The 24,782-nt window shown below is 70.2% G+C and carries 23 protein-coding genes and 1 pseudogene; 10 read left to right on the top strand and 14 right to left on the bottom strand.

Going from position 1 to position 24,782, the window contains the following annotated elements:
- Window positions 1–156: 156 nt before the first annotated feature.
- Window positions 157–1,041: an MBL fold metallo-hydrolase gene (locus ACZ49B_RS21950; protein WP_468308396.1), complete on the top strand. Its 885-nt coding sequence runs from the start codon at window positions 157–159 to the stop codon at window positions 1,039–1,041.
- A gap of 463 nt (window positions 1,042–1,504) precedes the next feature.
- On the opposite strand, the gene ACZ49B_RS21945 is transcribed toward ACZ49B_RS21950, so the two are convergent.
- Window positions 1,505–2,551 (bottom strand): calcium-binding protein, encoded by a 1,047-nt coding sequence (locus ACZ49B_RS21945; RefSeq protein ID WP_468308393.1) that lies wholly within the window; start codon window positions 2,549–2,551, stop codon window positions 1,505–1,507.
- Between the two features lie 755 nt (window positions 2,552–3,306).
- Between ACZ49B_RS21945 and ACZ49B_RS21940 the strand changes: the two genes are divergently transcribed.
- A complete protein-coding gene (locus tag ACZ49B_RS21940) occupies window positions 3,307–3,885 on the top strand; it encodes a hypothetical protein (protein WP_468308392.1) in 579 nt (192 codons plus the stop codon).
- A 408-nt stretch (window positions 3,886–4,293) separates the two neighbouring features.
- Here ACZ49B_RS21940 and ACZ49B_RS21935 read toward each other — a convergent pair whose 3' ends face one another.
- The gene (locus ACZ49B_RS21935) at window positions 4,294–5,100 is read right to left on the bottom strand and encodes a hypothetical protein (RefSeq protein WP_468308389.1); all 807 of its coding nucleotides are present in this window, start codon (window positions 5,098–5,100) and stop codon (window positions 4,294–4,296) included.
- Window positions 5,101–5,546: 446 nt separating this feature from the next.
- Complete coding sequence (locus ACZ49B_RS21930) at window positions 5,547–5,750, bottom strand: hypothetical protein (RefSeq protein ID WP_468308387.1); 204 nt, start codon at window positions 5,748–5,750, stop codon at window positions 5,547–5,549.
- 205 nt (window positions 5,751–5,955) lie between these two features.
- On the opposite strand from ACZ49B_RS21930, the gene ACZ49B_RS21925 reads away from it, so the two are divergent.
- Together ACZ49B_RS21925 and ACZ49B_RS21920 are read left to right on the top strand one after the other, a co-directional pair.
- Window positions 5,956–6,231, top strand: coding sequence for an isoamylase early set domain-containing protein (locus tag ACZ49B_RS21925; RefSeq protein WP_468308384.1), 276 nt, complete (start codon window positions 5,956–5,958; stop codon window positions 6,229–6,231).
- 195 nt (window positions 6,232–6,426) lie between these two features.
- Window positions 6,427–6,558: pseudogene (locus ACZ49B_RS21920) on the top strand (dienelactone hydrolase family protein); the annotation flags it as partial.
- 19 nt (window positions 6,559–6,577) lie between these two features.
- Here ACZ49B_RS21920 and ACZ49B_RS21915 read toward each other — a convergent pair.
- Window positions 6,578–8,350: a serine/threonine-protein kinase gene (locus ACZ49B_RS21915; protein ID WP_468308382.1), complete on the bottom strand. Its 1,773-nt coding sequence runs from the start codon at window positions 8,348–8,350 to the stop codon at window positions 6,578–6,580.
- A gap of 162 nt (window positions 8,351–8,512) precedes the next feature.
- On the opposite strand from ACZ49B_RS21915, the gene ACZ49B_RS21910 reads away from it, so the two are divergent.
- Window positions 8,513–9,151: a hypothetical protein gene (locus ACZ49B_RS21910; RefSeq protein ID WP_468308379.1), complete on the top strand. Its 639-nt coding sequence runs from the start codon at window positions 8,513–8,515 to the stop codon at window positions 9,149–9,151.
- Window positions 9,152–9,302: 151 nt separating this feature from the next.
- Here ACZ49B_RS21910 and ACZ49B_RS21905 read toward each other — a convergent pair whose 3' ends face one another.
- A complete protein-coding gene (locus ACZ49B_RS21905) occupies window positions 9,303–10,247 on the bottom strand; it encodes a LysR family transcriptional regulator (protein WP_468308377.1) in 945 nt (314 codons plus the stop codon).
- A gap of 71 nt (window positions 10,248–10,318) precedes the next feature.
- Between ACZ49B_RS21905 and ACZ49B_RS21900 the strand changes: the two genes are divergently transcribed.
- Window positions 10,319–11,053: an SDR family oxidoreductase gene (locus ACZ49B_RS21900; protein WP_468308374.1), complete on the top strand. Its 735-nt coding sequence runs from the start codon at window positions 10,319–10,321 to the stop codon at window positions 11,051–11,053.
- Between the two features lie 189 nt (window positions 11,054–11,242).
- On the opposite strand, the gene ACZ49B_RS21895 is transcribed toward ACZ49B_RS21900, so the two are convergent.
- From ACZ49B_RS21895 to ACZ49B_RS21870, 6 genes are all read right to left on the bottom strand, one after another.
- A complete protein-coding gene (locus ACZ49B_RS21895) occupies window positions 11,243–11,983 on the bottom strand; it encodes a recombinase family protein (RefSeq protein ID WP_468308701.1) in 741 nt (246 codons plus the stop codon).
- Window positions 11,984–12,419: 436 nt separating this feature from the next.
- A complete protein-coding gene (locus ACZ49B_RS21890; RefSeq protein WP_468308372.1) occupies window positions 12,420–12,986 on the bottom strand; it encodes a dihydrofolate reductase family protein in 567 nt (188 codons plus the stop codon).
- 619 nt (window positions 12,987–13,605) lie between these two features.
- Complete coding sequence (locus ACZ49B_RS21885; RefSeq protein ID WP_468308370.1) at window positions 13,606–14,109, bottom strand: hypothetical protein; 504 nt, start codon at window positions 14,107–14,109, stop codon at window positions 13,606–13,608.
- Window positions 14,110–14,304: 195 nt separating this feature from the next.
- Window positions 14,305–14,865, bottom strand: coding sequence for a hemerythrin domain-containing protein (locus ACZ49B_RS21880; RefSeq protein ID WP_468308368.1), 561 nt, complete (start codon window positions 14,863–14,865; stop codon window positions 14,305–14,307).
- 152 nt (window positions 14,866–15,017) lie between these two features.
- Window positions 15,018–16,019 (bottom strand): PHP domain-containing protein, encoded by a 1,002-nt coding sequence (locus ACZ49B_RS21875; protein ID WP_468308365.1) that lies wholly within the window; start codon window positions 16,017–16,019, stop codon window positions 15,018–15,020.
- The gene (locus tag ACZ49B_RS21870) at window positions 16,016–16,909 is read right to left on the bottom strand and encodes an SDR family oxidoreductase (protein WP_468308363.1); all 894 of its coding nucleotides are present in this window, start codon (window positions 16,907–16,909) and stop codon (window positions 16,016–16,018) included. Before ACZ49B_RS21870 ends, ACZ49B_RS21875 begins: the two co-directional genes overlap by 4 nt.
- Before the next feature lie 729 nt (window positions 16,910–17,638).
- Here ACZ49B_RS21870 and ACZ49B_RS21865 point away from each other — a divergent pair.
- Both ACZ49B_RS21865 and ACZ49B_RS21860 read left to right on the top strand, forming a co-directional pair.
- Window positions 17,639–18,946, top strand: a complete 1,308-nt coding sequence (locus ACZ49B_RS21865; protein ID WP_468308362.1) for a cation:proton antiporter — start codon at window positions 17,639–17,641, stop codon at window positions 18,944–18,946.
- Window positions 18,947–19,604: 658 nt separating this feature from the next.
- Window positions 19,605–19,847: a hypothetical protein gene (locus ACZ49B_RS21860; RefSeq protein ID WP_468308359.1), complete on the top strand. Its 243-nt coding sequence runs from the start codon at window positions 19,605–19,607 to the stop codon at window positions 19,845–19,847.
- Between the two features lie 180 nt (window positions 19,848–20,027).
- Here the strand turns inward: ACZ49B_RS21860 and puuE are convergent, their stop codons facing one another.
- The 3 genes from puuE to ACZ49B_RS21845 all read right to left on the bottom strand — a co-directional run bounded on the left by puuE (window position 20,028) and on the right by ACZ49B_RS21845 (window position 22,869).
- Window positions 20,028–20,936 carry an allantoinase PuuE gene (gene puuE / locus ACZ49B_RS21855; protein WP_468308357.1) on the bottom strand — a complete coding sequence of 303 codons (909 nt, stop codon included), beginning with the start codon at window positions 20,934–20,936 and terminating at the stop codon, window positions 20,028–20,030.
- A gap of 402 nt (window positions 20,937–21,338) precedes the next feature.
- Window positions 21,339–21,746: a VOC family protein gene (locus ACZ49B_RS21850; protein ID WP_468308356.1), complete on the bottom strand. Its 408-nt coding sequence runs from the start codon at window positions 21,744–21,746 to the stop codon at window positions 21,339–21,341.
- 220 nt (window positions 21,747–21,966) lie between these two features.
- The gene (locus tag ACZ49B_RS21845) at window positions 21,967–22,869 is read right to left on the bottom strand and encodes a helix-turn-helix domain-containing protein (protein ID WP_468308353.1); all 903 of its coding nucleotides are present in this window, start codon (window positions 22,867–22,869) and stop codon (window positions 21,967–21,969) included.
- Between the two features lie 142 nt (window positions 22,870–23,011).
- Between ACZ49B_RS21845 and ACZ49B_RS21840 the strand changes: the two genes are divergently transcribed.
- Window positions 23,012–23,746 (top strand): SDR family oxidoreductase, encoded by a 735-nt coding sequence (locus ACZ49B_RS21840; protein ID WP_468308351.1) that lies wholly within the window; start codon window positions 23,012–23,014, stop codon window positions 23,744–23,746.
- A 561-nt stretch (window positions 23,747–24,307) separates the two neighbouring features.
- The gene (locus ACZ49B_RS21835; protein ID WP_468308348.1) at window positions 24,308–24,604 is read left to right on the top strand and encodes a hypothetical protein; all 297 of its coding nucleotides are present in this window, start codon (window positions 24,308–24,310) and stop codon (window positions 24,602–24,604) included.
- The last annotated feature ends 178 nt before the right edge of the window (window positions 24,605–24,782 follow it).

The following is a 24,782-nucleotide window of genomic DNA, read 5'->3' as shown; positions in this document are numbered from 1 at the left end:
CGTCTGACGCCTTTCGGAGCGGCTCCGCGTTCCTCGCGCCCCTGGTCGCGTACGCGGCAACCGCGATGGGTAACGTACGCGGGCCGGGCCCGGGACCTGTACGGACTTGTCCGACGGCCCGCTCCCGCGCGCGGCGCCAAGGGGTAGGTTGGACGCGTGATCGACTTTCTCCGGGGCGCCCCGGTCGCAGGCAGTCTCGACGTCCTCTGGCACGCGGGCTGGCCCTCCCCGAAACACGACCCCGCCCCGGAGATCCAGGTCCACGCCTACTCCGAACACACGGTGCTCCTGCGCCAGAACAAATCCGTGCACTACGAAGCCCCGTTCCTCTTCCTCCTCTTCGGCAATGACCGGGCGCTGCTCCTCGACACGGGCGCGTCCACCGACCCGGCCCACTTCCCCCTGCGGGAAACGGTCGACCGGCTCGTGACGGAGTGGCTGGAGCGCCATCCGAGGCCCGCATACTCGCTGCTGGTTGCCCACACGCACGGACACGGCGACCACACCGCGGGGGACCCGCAGTTCGCGGACCGCCCCCTCACCACGGTCGTGGGACCCGGACTGGACGAGGTCACAGCCACGTTCGACCTCGCCGACTGGCCACACCGCACCGGCGCGCTGGACCTGGGCGGCCGCGTCCTCGATGTGATCCCCGGCCCCGGCCACCATCCGGCCGCAGTGGTCTTCCACGACCGCCACACCGGCCTCCTGCTGACCGGCGACTCACTCTATCCAGGACGGCTCTACATCGAGGACCGGGCCGCCTACTCGGCCACCGTCGACCGGCTGCTGGACTTCTGCGCCGCCCAGCCCGTGCGCCATGTCCTCGGCTGCCACATCGAGATGACCACCACGGCGGGCGAGGACTACCCCCGCGGCACCACGTACCAGCCCAACGAGCCGCCGCTCCAGCTCACCACAGGCCATCTGCGCACCCTGCGCAGAGCCCTCGACGAGACGGCAGACCGCCACGGCACCCACCCCTACGGGGAGTTCATCCTCGTGTACCAGGACACACCGGCCGTGACCGATTCCCAGTGAGGGATGTATCAGTGGGCCCAGGGCAGTCGTACGGCCTCGATCTCCAAGTCTCCGAGGAGGGCAGCGACGAGTGGGGCTGGGCCGGCGAGCTTCGTGGCCCACATGTCGTAGTCCGGGCACAGGACCCAGGACCGGTGGTGGGTCCATAGGTTGGACGGGGTCCACCACTCCGTCTGGGTGGTCGTACAAGCCCTTGGCGTCCGCAAGCCGGCCGGCCCCGGACGTGCAGGTTGTCGCAGTCGGACGGACCGGTGATGCCGACCGGCCAGCCGCCCGGTTCCCGGAGCGAAGGAAAGGCCGCGCTTCGTCCCACCGTGACCTCGGGTCGTCCGTGACGCAGTCGGCCCGGAGCGCGTACCAGAGGTCGTTCAGGTCGAAGCTATGGTCCAGGAAAGCAGTGTTCAGCAGGACGTAGCACGCCCGAACGGCCTCGGTCGTCGCGTGCTTCGTCTCGTTCCCGCAATCACGCCTCGCAGTTGAGCTCGGAGTCCGTGCCGCCTTCGCCGTCGCAGTCGTCGATGCCCGCGTTGCCGTTGAGTGTGTCGCCGGCAGGGCCGCCGCGCAAGAAGTCGTCGCCATCGCCACCGCGGATGATGTCGTTGCCTCCTGCAGTGCCGAGCGTCTGGCTCCAGTCCGTGTTGTCGCCGAAGATGTGGTCGTCACCGCCCCGGCCGTCGATCACATCGTTGCCCGCCGTCGATCCGGCGGGGTTGGCGAGACTGCTGTCTCCCGCGAGCACGGTTTCGCCTCCGGTGCCCCCGGTGATGTGGTCGTTTCCGGAACCCACGGCCGTACCGCCGGCGAAGTGGTCGCCCCAAGCGCCGAAGGCGCCGTCCACACCGAGGTCGATGACGTCGTCGCCGCCCGCGCCTGTCACGTTCCCGAAGGGAGACTGGCTGTCGCCCGTCACATCACCATTCACCCCCTCCCCTTCGAACAGGGCGTCGTCCGCCGCGCCCGTGGCTCCGTACCAGCCGAACGCGTCGCCGGTGAGGGTGTCGTCCCCGCCACCGCCGTCGAGGCGGTCGGCCGCCGCACCGTTCGCGTAGTCACCCGAACTGTCGCCGATCAGGGTGTCGGGATCGGCCCCGCCGAGAAGGATGTCCGTCGAGGCTCCCGTGGCCGTACCCTGAACAGCCGAGTTGTCGCCCCCCAGGACATCGAAGCCCGCACCGCCTGAGAGGTAATCGCGCCCGGTCAGGCCGGTGACGTCTCCGGTGAACGCCCAGCTGTCACCGACGAGCCGGTCGTTGCCGTTGCCCCCCTCGAGCCGGTCGTCACCCACCCCGCCGGACAGACTGTCGTCACCCTCCCCGCCTGTGAGGATGTCGTTTCCGCCGAGACCGCAGATCTTGTCGTTACCGCCCAGGCCGTCGATGACATCGCGGCCCGGGGTACCCATGATGACGTCGTCTCCTGCGGTACCGGTAATTCCTGTGACGGTGGCGGCCAGATCGAAGCAGGTGGGCGCGGCGATGGCGTCGGTGGCGTCGTAGCCGACGAAAGCCACCGCGGTGAGGGCCGGAGCACAGATGGCCGCGACGACCCGGTGGGCGGATCGAGAGGGTCTCGTGCGACGTCTTGGGGTTCCCAACATGGTGGTGTTCCTTCCGGAAGCGGGGATCGCAGCGCGCGATGTCTGCCAGCGACCGACCCCGGACTCGTCACCTTGCCGGCACTTTCATCCGATCGATTGGTGGCGATGTGTCACGCGACGCGCGGAACCGATGCCACCGCCCGTGAGCTGACCGCCGCCCTTTTGCCGCCCGCCCCCGTACGCGTCCGATCAACGCCGCTAGGTCCGCGCAGTACGCGCTCGGATTGGCGAAGCCGGTGTCGGGGCGGTGCGGGTGGCGCGGCGGCTCGTCGAAGGGCGTTCGAAGACCTTCCGCAGGCAGTCCGCGTACGTCGTATGCGTTCGGCGTCTCGTCGGGTCGAAGCCGGGCGGAGCCCGTGCCAGGTTCCCGGCGGTAGCAGGAAGTCGACGCCCCTCGGTCGGTGGACGAGCAGTCCCGCGGTCGGATTGTCACACCGAGGCGTTACAGTGTGCGCCGCGGTTGAGATGGCTGACCACCAGCTCGTCGGGCATGGCCCACCGCAGCACCCTCTTGACATGACGTCAGAGGTGTACGGGGGCGGACCGTCGGCTGTTGCGGCGCGTCCCCGTTCAGAAACCGAGAAACAGCCAGGAGATCCATGAGAAAGAGAGCGCGGAGAGCGAGCATTCTCGCTGCCGCCACCGCCGTCGCGGCCACAAGCATCTTCATGGCCGCACCGAACGCCAGCGCGGGTACGTCCGAGATCGCGAACGCAGGCTTCGAGAGCGGTAACGCGTCCTGGAACGAGAAAGTGACCCCGTTCGCAGGACACCTCATCAACAACTCCTCTGCTTGGCCGGCCCACTCGGGCACCGGCAAGGCGGAGCTGGGCGGTCAGGGCCTGACTGGCATAAGCCGCATCTCGCAGCAGATCACGGTCCCGGCGTACCGGGTTCCGGTGCTGTCGTTCTGGGTGCGCAGTGATGTGGTCTCCGGCGGGTCGAGCGGTTTCGGCTTCCGCCAGCTGATCGTGGAGGCCACGGCGGAGGACGGCACGCCCTATGAGCTGCACGACCGCATGAACAAGGCCGGGACCAGCGGTTCTTACGAGAAGGTGACGGTCACACTGCCCGACGCCTTCTACGGTTCGTCTCCGCAGAAGGTGAACATCAGCTTCATGGCGATCGAGGACGCGGCGAACCGGATGCCGTTCCTGATCGACGACGTGAGCATGGAGTACCGCTTCAAGGCGATCGACCGTCCGGTGGTCATTCCGGGCGGGATCTTCCGGCCCATCGGGGGCTGATCCTCACCCGGCCGGCCGGCCGGCCGGGCAGGGCGGCGCGGCCCGAGTGTTACGACGGTGGCCGCGCCGCGATGCCCGCGCCTGTTTCTGTCGCTGCTGGCCGGTGTGCTGGCAGCCGGCCGGCCGGCCGGCCGGCGGGTGGGTGGTGGGGCGCACTGCGCCTCCCGGCCGCCCGGGGCCTCTGCTGTGGGGCGGGTGGCGGGGCGCCGCCCAGGGCACTTCGAGTTCGACGCCGACGGCCGCATCACCGCCATCCACGACGTGGCCAACCCGGACGAGCTCCAGGCATCCCACCGGCTCCTGCGACGGCTGTCCGGCCGAGATCACCGCCCCCCGGACGAGCTGAAACGCCGAGCCCCCGGGCGGCCCACCCCTCGACCCTTCTCGGTGACGAGAGCAGCTCCCCGGTCAGCCGGTGCGCCGGGGACTGAGAGGCGGCCTGTTGCACTGGCCGGTCGTGTCCGGACAGGTGTAGTCGGGATCCGCGATGTGGCGGACCAACTCGTCCAGGCTGCGGGCGGCCCTGAGATACAGCACGCTCCCGACACCGTTCCCGAGCACGTTGGCCGTCTTGACCGCCATGCCCGCGTAGCGCACCACGTCCCCCGCCAGGACCGCCCTCTCGCCCAGTTCGCGCGCATCACCCGCCAGCTGGGGGAGCTCCTTCCGCAGAGCCTCCGCCGAGTTCTTGGCGTGTTCCAAGGCCTTGCCGTCGATCTTGCTCATGATCGTCTTACGTACGGACGGAATGAGCCCGTCGGTGTCGGCCGCCTTGACCAGCCTTTCGGTCAGGATCGCCGCGTGCTTCTGCACCTCGGGGCACTGGCTGGGCAGGACACCGGGAGCCGGCGCGGTGCTCGCCGGGCAGGAGTACGAGGGGACCTTCTTGGTGTCCGCCGCCCCGAACGCCCGCAGAGTCCTGGAGAAGCAGCGCGGTACGGTCTTCACTCCGGCCTGCGGCCCGGGGCACGTGCCGAGCCTGTCGTACGCGTCGAGCAGGGCGGCGGCTGCCTGCGGATCCATGGGTGCAAAGCCGGGAGTCGTGGGGAACAGCGCCCGCTCCACGCCGTTCATCGCGCGGTTGAGCCGGTCCAGTCCGATCATGGATACCGGCCACATGTGTGGAAAGAAGTTCGTGATCTTGGTCTTCAGGCCGACTTCCAGCGCGTATGCCGCGTCGTAGTACGACTTCACCAGAGCAGGACAGGAGCTCATGCATTCCCGGGACACGCTGCGGAGGCTAGTACTGGCTCAACCGCCCGTCTAGGGAGGTGAGTTGGATTGGTGCTCCAGTGACGAGACCGCAGAACCGCCGACTGCGCCGGACCTTCGCGCGTGACGACGAACGGCCCCCTGTCCGCCCGCGCGGCGCACCGTAGGTGCGAAGAGCGGGGCAGGGCTTGGTGCAGCATCGGGGCCCGGTCCATGTCCATCGGACCGCCGACGTGCACGCATAGTGGGTCGTGTTGCTCCAGCCCCGGCGCGGTTCATTCAGTGGCCGAGAGCGTGGGATGCGGACTGATACGAAGGCATCCAGCCGCAGTTCGGCTCAGGGGAGTCCCGCGCGTGACGTGGTTGCGGGCGCATGACAGGACCCGGCCGGGTGGCTACGGGCCCCGGCCGGGTCCTGCGTGCGTGGGCGCGATGGCTTGGGCTGCTGCTCAGGGCTCTTCGTCGCGCATCTGGTCCTCGTCGCGCTCGCGCGTCATCTCCTCCTGGCGTCGCTTGAGCTCCTCGGGGCTCTTGCCCCGGGCGCCTTCCCGGCCGGGGCCGGGGTGGACGGGGTCCTGGCCAGGACGGCTCAGGCGTTCCTGCTCCTCGCGGCCCTTGCCCGGCTCCTGGCGCTTGTCCTGCATACCGCCCATGACGGCGACTCCTCTGGCGATGCGTGGGTGACTGATTCCTCGCTTCACACTGGCACCCGCGGTCACATTTCGCACTATTTGTGTCACCGTTCGTGGTGTGCGGGTGATGCCGGGGCCCGGGCGGCGGCCTCGGCGTGCGGCCGGTGCGACCGCCGTCGACGATGTGCCCGTATCTCCCGTCCGTGCCACTGTCAGGAGCCCACTCATGCTCGAGCGCACGCTGCGCAAGCACCGCACCGAGGTCACGTTCATCCTGCCCACTGACACCCCGCCGGGCCCGGTCAGCGTGGTGGGCGACTTCAACGACTGGCAGCCTGGCGTGCACACCCTGACGGCCCGCAAGGACGGCAAGCGCGCCGTGACTGTCGAGTTGCCCAGCGAGAGCACCCACTCGTTCCGGTACCTGGCCGCCGGGGACTATTGGTTCAACGACGAGAGCGCCGGCGACCAAGATGGCCCCAACAGCCGCCTTCACACCTAGACGATCGCTCCGAAGCGCTGGTCGCCTCCGAAGGGCGCCGGCCGACGGGGGACGTGGAGCGTATTGCCCAGTGCCCTGTCAGGTTGATCCATCGACGGATCTTCCTGGGGTGCCGCCGGGTCCGCTCAGTGCCGGGTGTCGGCCACGACGGCGTCGACGCGGTCCTCGTACTCACGGCGGGCCTTGCGCTGTGCCGGGCATGCCGGGGCGTCCGAATCGGTGTACGGGTACCCGGGCGCCGGGCACCCGTACACCGACCCGGGGCTCCCGAACCACGACGAGCAGGCCGCCGAACGGACCCGGACGAGCGCGCTCGGCATTCTGGACTTTGCTGCAGTGGCTCCCGTCAAGGATGGCGGCAGCGGCCGCGGGGGGAGTCGGCCGGCGGGGTGCACTGGTACGCGTAGTCGCCCTGGTCGTCGCTGAGGTAGCGGCCGATGCACTCGTTGGCGGTGGTCCGGCCCTTCTGCCCACAGAAGGCGAGGGCCGCACGGCCGTCGGCGAACGGGCCGGGGGCGTAGACCACCCAGTAACCGGGGTTGAGAGAGGCGTAGTCCCGGCTGCGCAGCACCCGGGCCTCCGGGACCGTGGCGCGGATCGCGGCCAGCCGCTGGTCGCGGGCGGCGGTGCCGGTGCTCTCCGGCTCGGAGTAGAGCTGGGCGATCCAGCGGTCGACGCCAGGTGCCGGGCCATCGCCGCCCTCGCCCCCGGGGACGGCGGTCGGCGGGGTGCTCGGCGGCGTACCGGCCGGTGTGCCCGGCGTGCCCGGCGCACCGGTGGTGCCCGCGGTCGTGCCCGGTGTGGGGGCAGGGTCCGTCGACGGTGTGCCGGTGGTCCCCGGTGCGGGAGTCGCCGAGGGTGAACCCGGGCTTGTGGAGACCACGGAGACCGTCGGTGAGGCCGTGCCCTTGCCGTCCGTGCCGCCGTCTGCGCCCGGCTCGAACAGGGTGTACCCGCCGATTCCGAGCAGCGCCAGGGCCGTCACGGCGGCCGCTGCGGCGAGCGGGGTGACCTTCCGTCGGAGGCCCGGTCCGGTCCCGTGCGGGCCGCCGCCGTTCAGGCTGCCGATGGTGGGCATTGCGTCCTGGGGCGTGGCCTCGTGGGGCGGGAAGGGCACGGGAGTGGGCGGTGGCGCTGGCGCGGGCTTCTCCGGTCGAGGGGTCGGGCCCGGCGGCAGCGGGGGTGGTGGGGGCGGCGGGCCGAACAGGCCCGCGGACGGCGACCGGCCGGACACGGGGGAGGGGGCGGGAGAGTCGGCAGGCGCCCGGTCGAGGCGGGTGGGCTCCGGCGTTACGGCGCTGCCGGTGCCCTCGGCGACGGCGGCCAGCAGCCGGTCCAGCCGCTCCGCGTCGGGCCGCGCGGCCGGGTCGCGGACCAGCAGCTCGGCCAGTACGGCGGCCAGAGGCCCGGCCCGGCGCGGTGCGGGCACCGGCTCGTCGAGGACTGCGGCCAGCGTGGCCAGGGTGGTGGCGCGGCGCATCGGGCTGACACCTTCCACGCACACGTACAGCGTCATGCCCAGCGACCACAGGTCGGAGGCGGGCAGGTCGGCGCCGCGGATGCGCTCGGGCGCGAGGTATTCGGGGGTCCCGATGACCTCCCCGGTCATCGTGAGCGAGGCGGCGTCCTGGAGCGCGGCGATGCCGAAGTCGGTGAGCACGGCCGAACCATCGGCCCGCATCAGCACGTTGGCGGGTTTCACGTCCCGGTGGCGGATGCCGGCCGCGTGCGCAGCCCGCAGCCCGGCGAGCACCTCGCGGCCGATCCGGGCAGCCTCGGCGGGCGGCAGCGGTCCCTGCTCCAGTCGCTGTTGGAGGGAGTGGCCGGGCAGCAGCTCCATCACCAGCCAGGGGTGCTCGCCCTCGTCGACGATGTGGTGGATGGTGACCACGTTCGGATGGTTGATCCGGGCCTGGGCGCGGGCCTCGCGCAACACCCGCTCGCGCAGCACTCCGCGGAATTCCGGGTCGTCCCGGCCGGCCGCCGACCGTACTTCCTTGACGGCCACTTCACGGTGAAGGGCACGGTCCAGCGCTCGCCAGACCGTGCCCATCCCCCCGCTGCCGAGTCGATCAAGCAGCTCGAACCGTCCGTCGATCACGTCCCCCATGGTGCTCATGGCGAAAGGTTAGGGCAGCGGGGGACGCCCTGACTCACGCTCCGCGTTATGCCGTCCAGCGCGCGCCGCGCTCGTCGCCGAAGCGGTGCGTAGTGGCGGAGCCGACACTGCCTCTCAACGGTGCTGCCGTGACTGTCAGAGCCTCCGTCTAGCCTTTCGGCCATGGGACTTCATATTTCGGTCAGCATGCTCCAGAACATGGCCAGCGTCGAGGAGCACGAGGCGCTCGCACGCTGGCAGGAGAGATTCGACCTGCTCAGCCGGGCCTTGGCCGATGAGGGAATCGTCTGGCAGGAACCGGCGTTGGACGAGCCGTCACATCCGTGTTTCACAAGTTTCCCCACCAGCCACCTGCATCACCTGCGACGCGCCTTCGTGCTGGCGGCACGGGGTGAGGCCGTCACGCCCGCATCGGCCACAAGCGCCGAGCAGTACGAACGCGACGAGGACAAGGTCTTCGACGAGTCGACGATGATGAGCTCGCACCTGTTGTGCCACTCGGACAGCGCGGGCTTCTACGTGCCGGTCGACTTCGACGATCCGCTCTTCCTGCCGGCGGACAAGCAGGTGGAGGGCGGTGGGATGGTCGGTTCCAGTCAGCAGCTGCTCGCCGAACTGTGCGGCTTCGCTCCCGCCATCGGAGTCCGGCTCGACCGGGACCGGGACCTCTCCGACGAGGAGAGCGCCCGCCTGGACACCGCGTCCGACAACCCCTTCCACATGGAGAGATCCGCCTGGCACCAGCTGTACAAGGTGTGCCGCACGAGCATCGCCACCGGGCAAGCCATCGTGTTCCACTGACCGGACCGGGGAACGGCGCAGCGGCTGATGCCCTGTTTCCGGTCCCCGCCCGGCTGGATGTCCTCGTGTCGGCGACGGCAGATCGCCAGGGCAGGTGTCGTCGGAGCGCTCCTGCCCCGGCTCGACGAGAGGCAGGGGTCGAGTACGCCGGTCAGGCCAGTGCGGTCATGTGGTCAGCATGGTGGGTGGCGACGTCGTGGGCGGCTTGGACGAAGCTGGCGACGGCTGCGGATCGCGAGGTCTCCGGCCAGGCGACCATGACCGCGCTGGGGCTGAGGCCGGTGACCGGCCGGTATGCGATGTCCGGGCGCTGGTGCCGCTCGGTGGTGGAGCGTGACAGGAACGCCACCGCCTGGCCCAGCGCGACCACCTCCAGGAGTTGCTCGACGCTGGCCACGAGCGGCCCCTCAGGAGTGTCAGCCGGCGCCAAGCCTGTGTGGCCATCGCCTGCTTCTGCGCCGTCGTATCCGGTGTAGTAGGCGGTGCCGGAGGGGGCGGCCCCCTTCCAGCGCGGGATCGGTTCGCCCTTGAGGTCGGTCAGCCGCAGTCGCCGGCGTCCGGCCAGGCGGTGTGCGGCGGGGAGGACGGCCAGTCGCGGCTCGACCACGAGGGTCTGGGAATCCAGCCCTTGACCGTCGAACGGGCTGCGCAGCAGCGCTACGTCGGCACGACCGTCCCTCAGCATGGCCATCGGCTCTCCGCTGCCGCCGACGACGACTTCAGGCGGCGGCAGATGCGAACCCGTTCCCCGGTAGGCGGCGAGGATCTCCGGCAGCAGCCCGGCATCGCCTCCCGGTTTGACCGCCACGACGAGCTGGGGTGTCGGCTGACCGGCCCGGCGTGCTCGCCGGGCCGCCGCGTGCACCGCGTCGACCGCGATCCGGGCCTGGTCGAGCAGCACCTGACCGGCGTTGGTCAGCCTCACCTGCCGGGTGGTGCGCTCCAGCAGGCGTACCCCGAGCCGGGACTCCATCTGAGCGATCGTCTTCGACAGCGGGGGCTGTGCCATCCCCAGGCGCCCGGCGGCCCGGCTGAAGTTCAGTTCCTCGGCGACCGCGATGAAGTACCTCAGCTCCCGCACCTCTAGCTCACTCATATCTGTGGACTATAGATCCAGAGTCTTCTGGTCTTTCCCTGCCGCCCGTCGGTGAGGGGAGGCTGGGTGCCATGACGACTTCGCAGAAGACTGCTCTGATCACCGGCGCGAACAAGGGCATCGGCAAGGAAACGGCGCGCAGGCTCGCAGCCCTCGGCATCACCGTGCTGATCGGCGCCCGCAACGCCGAGCGTGGCGAGGCGGCGGCCGAGGAGCTTCGCGCGGGCGGCGCCGACGTACGGTTCGTTCCGCTGGACGTCACCGACGAGATCTCGGTCCAAGCCGCCACCCAGCACATCGACGCCACGTTCGGCCGCCTCGACATCCTCGTCAACAACGCCGCGATCGCCGCCGGACCGCAAAAGCCGAGTGAAACCCCAGCCGCCACCGTCCGGCAGGTCTACGAGACCAACGTGTTCGGCGTCATCGCGGTGACCCACGCCATGCTCCCCCTGCTCCGCCGCTCCGCCGCCGCACGCATCGTCAACATGTCCAGCGAACTCGGCTCCCTCACCCACCTGGCCGACCCGGGCAGCCCGTGGTCCGCCTACTACTCGATCCTCCTCCCTTACTGCACCTCGAAGAGCGCGGTGAACGCGATCACCGTGCTCTACGCCAATGAACTGCGCGCCGAAGGGATCCTGGTCAACGCGGTGAGTCCCGGCTACTGCGCGACCGACCTCAACCGCCACACCGGGATACGCACGGCGGAGGAGGGGGCGGCCGTGGCGGTTGACCTGGCGACGGCGGGCGAGGACGGCCCGACGGGCGCCCTTTTGGCCGAGGACGGGCCGATTCCCTGGTGAGACCATGCCGCGCCGTCTCCGCCCGAAGCCTGACGGGGTGTTTCAACCCCGCCGTGACGATCACTGGCCTCTTGCGCGGCGCCCATCCCCCCGGGGCGGGCCTTACTGGTAGTTGGTGGGCGCACAAGCCAAGACGGGCACGAGGTGATCACTCATTCGCGGAATCTGCGTCAAGGGCTGGGCCGCGGGTCAGCCGGCGGTTTCCATCGCGGCTGTGTGCTCGTCGTGTTCACGCAGCATGCGCATGACGGTGGCGGGTGAGGGGTGCTGGCCCTTCTTCGTGCCGGTGGTGATGACGAGGCGTTTGGCGATGTCGCGGAGTTCGCCTGTGAGGAGCTCCAGCCCGACATCGCCCGCCTTCAGCTCTTCGGCGAGCATGGCGAGTTCGATGCCTCGGCAGAGCCGCTCGTGCTCGTGGACGACGAAGGTGACGGCGACGCCGGAGGAACGGATCTCCCCGGCGGGCTTGACGACGGCCTCCAACTCGGGGCGCCGGGTGGCGCGGGTGGAGATCTTCTCCGAGAAGATGCGCGTCACTCGGGCCTCGGCGAGGGAGTCGAGCTGGGCTTCGAGGGATTGAACCGGTGATCCGGGATCCGCCGCGGCAACCGGGTGGGTACTGACGGCCGGTAGCGGCCACCACTCGGCACGCGGGAAGGGCCACCCGCACCTGGTGGGCGCCGGCGATCCCGGCCCTCGGGAAACGGGTTGGTGATCGGGCCCGTCCCCTCGTCCAGGTGGAAGGCGTAGGACGACCTCAGCACCGTTTCGCAGTGCACACGCATCCTCGCCGAGTGCATCGCCCGGGCGCGGCTCGGCTTCGGAGCGACCTGCTCCACCGGGCGAAGTCACGCCATCCACCCGTGTGACTCGATTCCACGCCAGCCCCCGGCCGGCCGCCAGGATCCGCCACCAGCGCAGCAGGTCCATCCCGTACGACCGGACCGTCGCCGGTGGTCGTCCGTGGGCTTGGAGCTCAGCGAAGAACCGATCCACCGGCTCCACCACGGCCCCGTGTGCGTCCAGCAGCACGTACGGCCGTGCAGGATTCCCTGACTCCACCAACCCACCCGATTCCGGCAGCACGAAGCCGACCAGATCCCGGGCAGAACCACCCGTCTCGAGCATGGCCGGGAAGCTAGCAGAAACGCTCCCTGACCTGCGCATACGCATGCCTTGGTTCAGTCGGCGGAACAGCCCGAGACTCAAGTCCCCTGCCCACACGGGACAGGCCATCACCCTCACCGCCCATCTTCGGCCCCTGACCGGCTGAAGGGCTTCGCGGCTGATGTCGTAGCCTCACGGGCCGTGTCATACCGATGTCTTATACGACATCACCGTGAGACGAGCACGTGGGTGCTGCTGCTCAGCGCTTCGTCTCGTACCTGGTCAGGACCACGCCGCCGGGAAACGTCCGCGTCTCCACCAGGTTCAGGTTCACCCAGCTGTCCAGCGCGCTGAAGAACGGCGTGCCGCCGCCCACCAGGACCGGATGGGCGGCGATCGCGTACTCGTCGATCAGCCCGGCGCGCATGGCCGCCCCGGCGAGCGTCGCGCCGCCGATGTTCATCGGGCCGCCGTCCTCGGCCTTGAGCCGGGTGATCTCGGCGATCGCGTCGCCGGTGACCAGGCGGGTGTTCCAGTCGACCTTGTCGATCGTCGAGGAGAACACCACCTTCGGCGTGTGCCGCCAGTTCCGCGCGAACTCGATCTCCGCCGGGGTGGCGCCCGGCTGCTGGTCGCCGGTCGGCCAGTAGGAACTCATCGTCTCCCACAGCTTGCGCCCGTACAGCGACAAGTCACTCTCCTGCTCGTGGTCGAGCCACCACTGGAACAGCTCGTCGCTCGGCGGTCCGCTCCAGCCGATGTCGTCGCCGGCCGCGGCGATGTAGCCGTCCAGGGTCAGGTTCATGCCGTAGATCAGTTTCCGCATGGCCCAGCCTTCCGTCCGTGGGTGTCCGGCGTAGAGACCAGCTCGGCGCGGGAGACTCATCGGTGCGCGATCTGGGCTCGCCTGCAGTCCTCGTGCCTCGGGGCTCAGCGTGGTGTACTCGGCCGACTCGGGCAAGCCGCCTGATCTCGACCTCACCCTCGCGACCTCACCCTCGCGAGGAAGTGCCACGGACTTGAGACTGATCATGGGTGACAAGGCCGTGAGACAGCCAAGAATGCCCAGGTCACGCAAGATCGACATGGCACGAGCGGCGAGATCCTGCACCGGCGGCCGCCCCTTCTCGCCCGCTCCACGTGTCACCGGACGGGCGCGGGGTGCGGCCTCCGTCGCAGCCCTGATGGCCAAGGCCGCACCCCCGGCATCTGTCTACCCCGACAACGCGGCCCCATGTGCGTTCCGCGTGTGTTCGTGCACGTCAGCCCCTCCGGTGCTGTGCTCCCAGGGCGCAGCAGACCTGGCAGCTCGCGGTCCCCGCGCTGACGGTCCGGGCATCCGCGAACTGGCCCCCCGGCCTGCCCTGCAGGTCGGTTCCGGACACCGACAGGTCTTCGGCAGTGGTCTGCCACCGCCGAGGCCCCTTGCAGGGGCAGAGCCTGCCTTATCCCAGAGGAGCGTTCTCGTTGTCCAGCAGGCCCAGCAGCAGCGCCCGGTGGAGGGCGGCGACCGGCTCGAGCAGGTCGGGGTGGCGCAGCAACGGCGCGGCGTCGCGTTCTTGGTCGCCGGGACTGGTGAGACGGCCGACCTCGCCAGCATGGCCGCGGTCGACGAGGCGGAGGGCGTCGACGGCGAGGGCGGGGTCCGCGAGGAGGCAGGCGGCCCAGCTGACGACGGTTTCGTCCACCCAAGTACGCCAGCCCGCGTCGGCGTCGCCGCCGTGATCGGCGCCGGTCAGCCAGTCCAGCCGGGCGCTTCCGCCCGGGCCGAGCAGATGCAGCAGCTGTGCGTCGAGGGGGGTCGGGTACCGCAGGTCGGCAGCAACGGTGACGGCCTGCCTGGCCTGGGCCTCGGCCAGCGCCCGGCTGTACGCGCCCGGGGCGGGCGGGAAGGCGGTCAGCAGCCAGCGAGTGCCGGCGGCTATGACAGGTGCGAGATCGGCGGACACGGCGGCTTCCTCGGGGGGTGTGCTCGCCTTGGCCCGTGCCGGGTCCGCGAGCTGCGGCGCGAAGCTGCGCCGCTCCGCTCGTGGCCGACCAGCGTAGCCGGAAGCGACGGCGTGCGGCGTGACACACGTCACCGTCGTCCAGGGCGACGGGCCCGGAAGCACGCCTGCGGGGGGCCCGCCGCCCTGGATCGGGGTTCAGGACTTGCCGCGGCCGGTCACGAAGTCGCGCGCCCGGTCCACCAGGCCGGCGCCCGGTGCGAGGAGCTTGCTGGCCGTGGGGCTGCTCGGTGCGGCGGGGTGCGGGCGGGTGGGCGCCATGGCCTTGGCGCGGCGGATCTTGTCACCGAGATCGTCCAGCTGCTGAGGGGTGCAGGCCCTCTTCAGCATCGGGAAGAGGTTGGTCTCCTCGTCCTGGACGTGGGCGGCGACCTCTTCCATCAGCTGCTGGAGGAGCGGGCTGATCTGCGCGTCGTCGGTGCTCATCTTTTCCAGCTGCTTGAGGATCTTCTCGACGCGTCTGTGGTCCTCGATCTCCTTGTCCGCCATGCGCCCGCCGCCCTCGACGTGCTCGCGTACCGCTGGGTAGAGGTACTGCTCCTCGGCGACCGAGTGCCGCACCAGCTCGATGGTGATCTCGTCGATGAGATGGCGGAGCTCCTGCCCGGTGCCCGTCATGGCCTGGATGCGGCTGAACATCTCCTCCACCTCCCGGTGGTCGGTCATCAGCTCGTCGATCACATTCCCGCCGTGTCCCATGTCGCCTCCATGCGTGTTCGGATCGGGCCGCTGCGGCCCGATCCGATCGCTTCCCCGCCGGACCTGGCGCCGCTCGGGCGCACGGGGCGCCTCACCCGCTTGGAGCAGGAGGCCGCCTTCCGCCCGGCCCGTGCCGGGCGGAAGGCGGTGGTTCATCGGCGGCCGCTCCTGCTCTTCAGCAGCCGCTCGAGCGACCAGGTCGTGATCAGCCGGTCCGCGCCCAGGCCGATCCGTACCGCGCGCGCATAGCCCGTGCTCTGCCAGTGCAGCTGTTCGGGGGCGTGGGCGTCGGTGTCCACGGCGAAGCGGACGCCCGCGGCGGCGGCCTGTACGAGCAGGTCGTCCGGCGGGTCGCGCCGTTCGGGCCGGCAGTTGATCTCCACGGCGGTGCCGGCCTCGGCGCACGCGGCGAACACGGCCTCGGCGTCGAACCGGGACTGCGGGCGCCCCCGACCGGTGATGATCTGTCCCGTGCAGTGGCCCAGGACGTCGACGTGCGGGTTGCGCACCGCGGCCAGCAGACGGGCGGTCATCGGTTCGGACTCTGAGCGGAGCTTCGAGTGCACGGATGCCACGACGACGTCGAGCCGGCCCAGCAGGCCTTCGTCCTGGTCGAGAGAGCCGTCCTCGAGGATGTCGCACTCGATGCCGGTCAGCAGCCGAAAATCTGGGCCCATCCTGGAATTCACGGCGGCCACAGCCTCCAGTTGGCTTTCGAGCCGCTCGGCGCTCAGTCCGTGGGCGATCGTCAGCCGCGGCGAGTGATCGGTCAGAACGGCCCACTGGCGGCCCAGGGCTCGGGCCGCGTCGGCCATGTCCTCGAGCGGGCTGCCGCCGTCCGACCAGTCGGAGTGCAGGTGGCAATCCCCGGTGCTCGCAGCCGCGAGGTCCCAGCCGGCCCGGGCGTCCGGCTCGGCTTCGGCCTCCAGGCGGGCCAGGTAGCGCGGTACCGCGCCGGTCGATGCCTGGGCGATCACCTCGGCGGTGACCGGGCCCACCCCGCGCAGCCGTCCGGCCTGCGCAGCGTCCACCGGGCCCGGGGGCAGGTCGCGGACGGCGTCGGCCGCCGTGTGGAAGGCCCGCACCCGGTACGGGGAGGCCCCGCGCCATTCGAGGAGGAAGGCGATCCGGCGCAGGGCTTCGTCCGGGGTCATGGCAAGGGGGTTCCGCCGGTGGCGTTGACGATCTCGCCGGTGATGTAGGAGGCCTGGTCGGAGGCGAGGAAGACGTACGCAGGTGCCATTTCCGCAGGCTGGGCCGGCCGGCCCAGCGGTGACTGCTCGCCGAACTTCGTGGGGTCGGGCATGGTCGCCGGGATCAGCGGGGTCCAGACCGGTCCGGGGGCTACGGCGTTGGCCCGGATACCACGCTCGGCCAGCATCTGGGCCAGGCTGTGGGTGAAGGAGATGATCGCGGACTTGGTCATGGCGTAGTCGAGGAGGTGCGGGCTGGGCTGGTAGCCCTGCACGGAGGCGGTGTTGATCACGGAGCCGCCGCGCGGCATGTGGGCCAGCGTGGCCTTGGTGAGCCAGAACATGCCGTACAGGTTGGTCTTCATCACCCGGTCGAACTGTTCGGTGGTGATCGCCTCGATCCCGTCCGGCTGGGCCATCTGGTAGGCGGCGTTGTTGACGAGCAGGTCAATGCCGCCCAGCTCGTTCACCGCCCGGTCGACGAGGGCGGTGCACTCGCCTTCGTGCCGGATGTCGCATGCGACGGCTACGGTGACGCGGTCGCCCTGGCGGATCAGGCGGAGGGTCTCTTCCGCTTCGTCCACTTCCTCGGGCAGGTGGGTGAAGACGACGTCGGCGCCCTCCCGCGCGAAGGCCAGGCAGACGGCCCGGCCGATCCCCGAGTCGCCTCCGGTGATCAGCGCCCTGCGGCCTCTCAGCAGGTCGTGGCCCTGGTAGGTGTCCTCGCCGTGATCTGGGCGGGGATCCATTGCCTCGGTCGAACCGGGATGGTCCTGGTCCTGCGCGGGAAACGGGGGACGGGCGTAGAGCGATACCGGATCGGTGAGGCGGGGCTGGTCGTGGGAGGACATCGCGGTCTCCTTCCGGCACGGTCGGTGAACGGTGGAATTCGGCGTCGAGACGGTCGAGGAGGCGCTCGGCGGCGCGCGACAGCGCTCAGCGGCGTGGTTCCGGTCGTGCCGTCCATGTGGTGCGGCTACCCGGATCGTCACTGCGTACCCGCCTTCTGCGGTGACACCGGTCGACCAGGGGCATGGGGCGTCCGCAGCCCCGACTGACGGATGACGTGGCGGACTCCGTGCCCGCACGGATCTACATGGCAGCCGACGGTAGAAGCGGCTGCCAGGTGGACACCGACTTCCCCAACCCCGACCACGCGGCCCAGCAGCGACGCCGCCCAGGCGGCTGGGAGCACGTCGCCGGAACCGATCGCGGACCAGCCCTTCGTCGACACGCTGCCGCCACAGCGGGTTCACCCGTGTGGGTGCCGGATTCACGTGACGTGTCCGGCCGTGAGTGCTCTCTGCCCCTTCGTCGTGAGTAGGCGCGCTGCATGGAGTGGGCATCCTTTGCCCGGCGTCACTCTCCGTTGCAGTGGCCCTCGAGTCATTCTCCGGCGGTAGTGCACCGTGACTCTTCGCGGGAGGCACACAGTTCTTGAGGAGCCCCGTGAACCGCAACCCGGTTCACGTACCCCCACCAGCCCCCGGTGGCCGCACCAGGCGGTCGCCGGCACCTGACCACCCGGACACGCTGGCCCAACGGGTCAAAGGACAGCCCGCCTTACGGAGACGGACCGTATGAACACCCATCAGACCACGTCACTCCTCCTCGGCCTCGCCGCCATCGTGATCCTGGCACGCGTACTCGGCGCGTTGGCCCGGCGGCTCGGACAGCCGGCGGTGATCGGTGAGGTCCTCGCCGGCATCGCGCTGGGACCCACCCTGTTCCACGGCGCCATCTCCGACGCCCTCTTCCCCGTATCCATCCGGCCACTGCTCAGCGCTCTGGCCGCGGTCGGAGTCGCGGTCTTCATGTTCATCGTCGGCCTCGAGTGGGACGCCAAGCTGATACGCGGCAGCGGAAGCCTTGCCGTCGGTATCTCGTTCAGCTCCATCATCGTGCCCTTCGGCCTCGGCATGGTCCTGGCGCTCTACTTGATGAACGACTACGGCGCCGACAACCAGACGGCATTCATGCTGTTCATGGGCATCGCCATGTCGATCACCGCGTTCCCGGTGCTGGCCCGCATCCTCACCGACCGGAACATGACGCGCACCCCGCTGGGTGTGGTCGCTCTGGCCTGCGCCTCCATCGACGACGTCCTCGCATGGTCGGTGCTCGCCGCCGTGGTTGCCATCAGCGGCTCCGCGGGCGGCGACGAGTGGCGCATCCTGCTCGCGATCCCGTACCTGTTGGGCATGCTCTTCGTCCTGCGCCCCCTGCTGCAGCGCTACGCGGCCCGCCGGCCCGCGCTCCAGCTCACCCCGACCGTGTTCGGGTGCATCGTCGCGGGCCTGCTGCTGTCCGCCGCTGCCACCGAGTGGGTGGGTCTGCACTACATCTTCGGCGCGTTCCTCTTCGGTGTGATCCTCCCGCGCACCGGCACCGAGCAGCTCCGGGCGAAGGTGCACGAGCGCCTGGGGGAGATGAACGGCACGCTGCTGCTGCCGGTGTTCTTCCTCGTCGCCGGCCTCAAGGTCGATCTCTCAGGGATCAACATGGACGGGCTGGGTGCCTTGGGGCTGATCCTCCTGGTGGCCGTCGGCGGCAAGTTCATCGGCGCGTTCGCGGCCGCCCGGCTGAACCGGATGCCGGTACGGCAGTCCGCTGCCCTCGCCACGCTGATGAACACCCGAGGCCTGACCGAGCTGATCGTCCTGAACGTGGGTCTGCAACTGGGCTTCCTCGACAAGGGACTCTACTCGCTCATGGTCGTCATGGCCGTGGTCACGACCGCGATGGCCGGTCCGCTGCTGAGCTGGCTCCTCGGCAGGTCGGCGGGCAACGACCTGCCCGAGACACCCGAGAAACTCGAGGCACCCGAGACACCGGCGAAGCGGGAGGCATCCGAGCACACGGCCGGAGCGGTGCGCACGAGCGTCTAGACGGGCTGACCAAGCCGATCCATGGCACTCGGACCCTGTGGCAGGAGCCACTGACCAGCCATCGCCGGGAAGTCCTGGCCGCGTTTGCCGAAGTCAGCACGGGGGAGCAGGAGTTCGCCCTCCCCGAATTCGGCGCAGGCGCAGCCTTCCCGGCGATCCGGGCCATCGGATTCCACTTCCTCGACTACGTGGTCCACGCCTGGGACGTCGCACACGCCTCGATCTGCCCTTCGTCCTGGACCCCGACATCCTGGATGCCGCCCTCCGCATCGCGCTGGCCGTCCCCAACGGAGCCGACCGCACGCGGCCCGGCGCCGCCTTCGCCCCGAGCCTCCTCGAGCCCCGCGACCCTGACGCCCTGACCCGAATCCTCATGCACCTGGGCAGCTCCCTTTCCTGGGACCCGCCTCTGAGACCACGTGGTTCGTCGGCCATGGGGCCGGCACCAGACGATCTCTGAAGGGCGCCGCGGGCAGCTGGAGCGCAGCCTGGGCCGGACGCGTTCCCACCGAGGCACCCGCAGCGAGCGTGGTCGGGCCACCCGCCCTCTGGCTCCTGGTTGCGCCCGCCCACGACGACCCCCAGACGCAGCGCCGCGTCGCTCCCCCCGCAGTGCCTTTCGTGCAACGACTCCCTCGTCGCAGGACTGCACTCACCCATGCGATGCCGCGTCGTGGACGGCCGTAGGAGCCGGCCACAGCGGCCCGGGCTTCCCTTCGCCATCTGCAACCTGTCGGTCAGCGCCGTGGAGTACCACTACAGCGCCGACAAGAAGCTGTTCTACCTGGGCGGCACGATCCGCCCCGGCGGTTCCAGCAGCGACTCCAGCTCTCTCGCGCAGTTCGGCGGCGAGCGCGGTGCCGTGCGCACCGGCGGCGTCAACCCCAACGCCGGCCTCTAGCGGCTCAACCTTCCTCCGGCTTCCCGTCAGGTCGTCGGGGGAGCCGGAGGGTGCTGGCGGTCAGCACCAGCAGCCATGGTGCGGCTGGCAGTGGCGACTCCTGCGGCGACGGCGCGCACGGATCCCGCGTCTTCGAATGGGCCCCGGTCGAGGTCCGCCCGGCCCCCCGGCGCTTGGCGCTCAGCGAGGAGGCCGGTGGGTGGCCAGCCAGTGGTGCGCGATCTGCTCGCGCGTGGCGATCCACGCCCCGCCGAGCTGCGCGACGTGCTTCAGGAAGCCGTCCAGCGCGCGGATGCGGCCCGGTCGGCCCGTGATCCGGCAGTGCAGGCCGACGCTCATCATCCGGGGCCGGTCGGCGCCCTCCGCGTGGAGCGTGTCGTACGTGTCGACGAGGTACGCGAGCATGTCGTCGGCCGTGGTGAAGCCGTGGACGATCAGGAACTTGAAGTCGTTGGCGTCGAGGCTGTACGGCACAACGAGGTGGGAACGGCCATCCGTCTCGACGTAGAAGGGCAGGTCGTCCGAGTAGTCGTCGGAATCGTAGAGGAAGCCGCCCTCCTCGACGATCAGGCGCCGTGTGTTGGGACTCGTCCGGCCGGTGTACCAGCCGACGGGCCGGCGGCCGACGAGCCGCTCGATCGTCGCGATCGAGCGCGCGATGTCGGCGCGCTCCGCGTCCTCGGGCACGTGGCGGTAGTCGATCCAGCGCCGGCTGTGGCTCGCCACCTCCCAGCCGGCGGCGCCCATCGCTCGCGCCGCGTCAGGGTTGCGCTCAAGGGCCTGCGCCACGGCGAAGACGGTGAGCGGTACGCCGTGCGCCACGATGGTGCGGTGGATGCGCCAGAAGCCGGCGCGAGCGCCGTAGGCGAACATCGACTCGACGTTCAGGTCGCGCCCGCCGGCCACGGGCGGCGCGCCGATGAGCTCGTGGAGGAAGCCCTCGGAGGCGGGGTCGCCCTCGAGGACGTTCTGCTCGCCGCCCTCTTCATAGTTGAGGACGAGGCTGACAGCGACGCGGGCGCCGCCGGGCCAGGCGGCATGCGGCGGCTCGGCGCCGTAGCCGACGAGATCGCGCTGATGCTCGGTCACGGGCGGCACCCTACAACCGATCGGTCGCCACGTCGGAGTGGCGGGGCCAGGCACTCGTCCCGGAGCAGCCGATGCCGTGCAGCGCCGCCTCCGATCGCCCTACTTCCCCGTCCGCGCCGGCCTGCTGCCGCGATGGCCGCGCCGGCGGCCCCGCAGCACGGCGTCGCCCTGCCCCCACGCGTCCGGCCCGTTGGCAGCATGTCGCCCACGGCGAATTTCGGTGAGCACTTGCAGCAGCATGCACCGTCCTGCGTCGGACTGGCACGCGAGATGGCGCTGAGGGTGTCGGGTTGTGGGCGGGTTCGCAGCTTGCCGCGCTCATGCGTGACGACGTCGGGCGGATCGCCGCCCGGGCCGAGGACAGCGGAGCCGGACACGAGGCGGACGAGGGCGGCGGGGTCCTCAGTTCTCCGAGATGTTGACCATCCACGTGATGCCGAACTTGTCCACGCACATGCCGAACTCGTCGCCCCACATCTGCTTCTCCAGCGGGACGGCCACCGTGCCCCCCTCGGACAGCTTCGCCCAGTAGCCGCGCAGCGCGTCGGCGTCGTCGCCGCTGAGGCTGACCGAGATGTTGTTGCCGGGCCGGTGTTCCATTCCCGGCGGGTTGTCCGCGGCCATCAGGGCGAGGCCGCCGTCCGTCTCGAGCATCCCGTGCATGATCTTGTCGTTGTAGTCCGGTGTCGGGGCGCCGTACTGCTCGTAGGTGTTCAGGGCCAACGTGCCCCCCAGGGCGGCCTGGTAGAACTCCAGGGCCTGTCGGGCGTCGCCGGCGAAGCTGATGTACGGGTTGAGACGAGAGCCCACGGAACGCTCCCCTTTCACGACGGTATCGGTCCGGGCATCGTAGGGACCCCGGGACCCGCACGGATCGGTCTGCGGGGCGTGTCGTCCCACCGGCCCCCGGAGCCTCTACGGTCGGCATCGCAAGACCCGAGGGCGAACGGGAGCGGCACCGGTCCCTGCGACCGGAGCGATCCCGGTCACGGGCTGACCGCCGGGGCCGTAAAGGACGCCCGGACACGACCTACGGCCCGGTGCGGGACGGAAACGCACCGGGCCGGCCTCCGTGGCTCCCGGAGGCCACTTCCCCACCCGGGGCCGCCTGAACGCGCAGGGGCTCTGCGCCCAGCCGGGTGAGGGCCCGGGCCGTCGGGGTGCCGGGAGCCGGCTGGTAGACGATGAGCTGCTGGCCCGGGGCGGCGCGGACGTCGAAGGACTGGTAGGTCAGGGTCAGGGGGCCGGCCACCGGGTGGTGGAGGTGCTTTGCGCCCTGGGTCTTGGCCAGGACGTCGTGTGTGGTCCACAGCCGGGCGAAGTCCGGGCTCCGGGTCGTGAGGGTACGGACGAGGTCGCGCAGGCGAGGGTTGTCCGGGGCGATGCCGGTGGCCTCGCGGAGGTGGCCCGCCGTGCCCCGGGACGTCGAGGCCCAGTCCGTGTAGAAGTGCCGGCCCGCCTGGTCGAGGTAGACCATGCGGGCCAGGTTGTCGGCCGGCGAGAACGGCGAATGCAGGGCCCGGGCGAGGGGGTTGGCCGCCAGGATGTCCAGGGCGGCGTTGACGACGAACGCCGGGGAGCCGGAGAAGCCGTCGAGGAGTTGGTGCAGCGCCGGGTCGACCTGGTCGGTGGCCGGGCGGTCGGCCGGCGGAGAGCCGGCCAGGCGGTGCAGGTGGGCGTGGGCGTCGGGGCGCAGCCGCAGGGCGTGCGCGAGCGCGTCGAGGACCTGCGGGGAGGGATGGCGCTCGCGGCCCTGTTCCAGGCGGGCGTAGTAGTCCACGTTGACGTCGGCCAGGACGGCGACCTCCTCGCGGCGCAGGCCGACGACCCTGCGTATGCCGCGGCTCGGCATGCCGACGTCCTGCGGCCGCAGGGCCGCCCTGCGTGCGTGGAGGAACTCTCCGAGGGCCCGGTCCGTCGCGGTCGTGGTCATGGCCACAGGTTAGGCGGTGGGGGTGGGCCCTGCCTGGGTGTGCCGCACCCAGGCAACTCCCGACCTGGCCAGTCGCCTTCGGCTCGCGAAGACTCGCTCGGGCAGGACGGACCTGCGTTCATCGTCGAGGAGTAGGGCAGGCATGAGGAACGAACCCAAAGTCGTGGCGATCACCGGAGCGAGCAGCGGGATCGGCGAGGCGGCCGCCAGGCGGCTCGCCGCCGACGGGCATCTGCTGCTCCTCGGGGCGCGGCGCACGGGGCGGCTGGAAGCGCTGAGCAAGGAGATCAACGCGGCGGGCGGAACCGCGGCGTTCCGGCGGCTCGACGTCACGGACGTCGCCGACGTACGGGCCTTCGTGGCCGCGGCGTGCGAGCGGTACGGGCGGCTGGACGTGATGGTCAACAACGCCGGAGTGATGCCGCTCTCGCCGCTGGATGCGCTCGCGGTCGACGAGTGGGACCTGATGATCGACGTGAACGTACGGGGAGTGCTGTACGGGATCGCCGCCGCCCTGCCCGTGATGCGCGCCCAGGGCGCCGGGCAGATCGTGAACATCGCCTCCGTCGGCGCCTATGAGGTCGCGCCCACCGCGGCCGTGTACTGCGCCACCAAGTTCGCCGTGCGGGCGATCTCCGAAGGGCTGCGGCAGGAGTCCGCCGGCCGCATCCGGGTCACCCTCGTCTCCCCGGGGGTGACCGAGTCCGAACTCGCCGACCACATCTCCGATCCCGTGGCGAGGGAGGCCATGAAGGCCTACCGCGCCGTGGCGCTGCCGGCCCCCGCCGTCGCGGAGGCCATCGCGTACGCGGTGTCCCAGCCGCCGGAGGTCGACGTCAACGAGCTCGTCGTCCGTCCTGCAGCGAGCGCGCAGTGACCGCCCCGACCGATTACGACGGCCTGCTCCGCCGGATCCGACGGTTCTCCAGACTTGCTGGGGTCTCCCATTCGGGTGCCCGTTAGAGGGATTCCTTGACTGTTCGTATCGGGTGTGGGCGGGTTCTCTCGGCAATTGGGGCAGCCCAAGGCGGGGCCAGAAGCGGGTCTCCGGAACTCAGCCCGTTCACGGGTGTCGGGAATGGGCCGCTGGCTCCGTCCTCGGTATGCCGGCGGCTTCAAAAGGGCCACGCCACGCAGAGGAGAACCGTCAGGACGCTTCAGCGGATGGACAACGTCGGCATCGTTGTCGAAGACCTGGAGGCCGCCGTCGCCTTCTTCACGTACTTTCCGCGGAGGTCGAAGGAAAGGCGCGGATCCAGGACCTCTTCGCGGATCAGGCCGTCGGATTCTTCCGAGTCCGCAGCGCCATCGCGATGATGACCGCGAACCGTACCTCCGACTCGCGGCCTAACGGACCGGAATGTCCGGCCGCGTGTACTAGGATCCGCCGCTAGCATCACTCGATCGACCGTTGTTCACCCCATCGATAGGAGGCCCGATGATCGGCGTGCTCGTGACTTTCACGCAGACCGACAAGTTTGATCGTTCAACTATCGCAAAGATTGCCGGCGAACTCCGCGGACCGTTCGAGGGCATGGCCGGCCTTCGCTTCAAGAGCTTCATGCTCGACGAAGACGGCGCTCAGGCAAGGAACTTCTACGTGTGGGATGACGAGGAGAAAGCCCGTGCCTTCTTCACGGAGGAGCTCGTCGACAAGGTGACGGGGATTTATGGCGCCCCGCCCAAAATCGAATACCTCGATGTCGTGGGGTTCGTCGACAACTCTGGCACCTGATTCTCGAGGAGCCTGTCGGACAAAACCCTGCCGTCCCAGCCCTTTTGGCGCATCGGGGCATGCCACAGAACTTCCTCACATGCGATCGAGACCAAGCGCTGCTGCAACCCCGCAGCCCCTGACCTGTACGACTGGCTGCCCGGGGACCGCCTCGCCTGGTTCGTGATCGAGGCGGTCG

The organism is Streptomyces sp. NPDC031132 (assembly GCF_055570595.1).
This window is presented reverse-complemented; position numbering and strand designations above follow the sequence as displayed.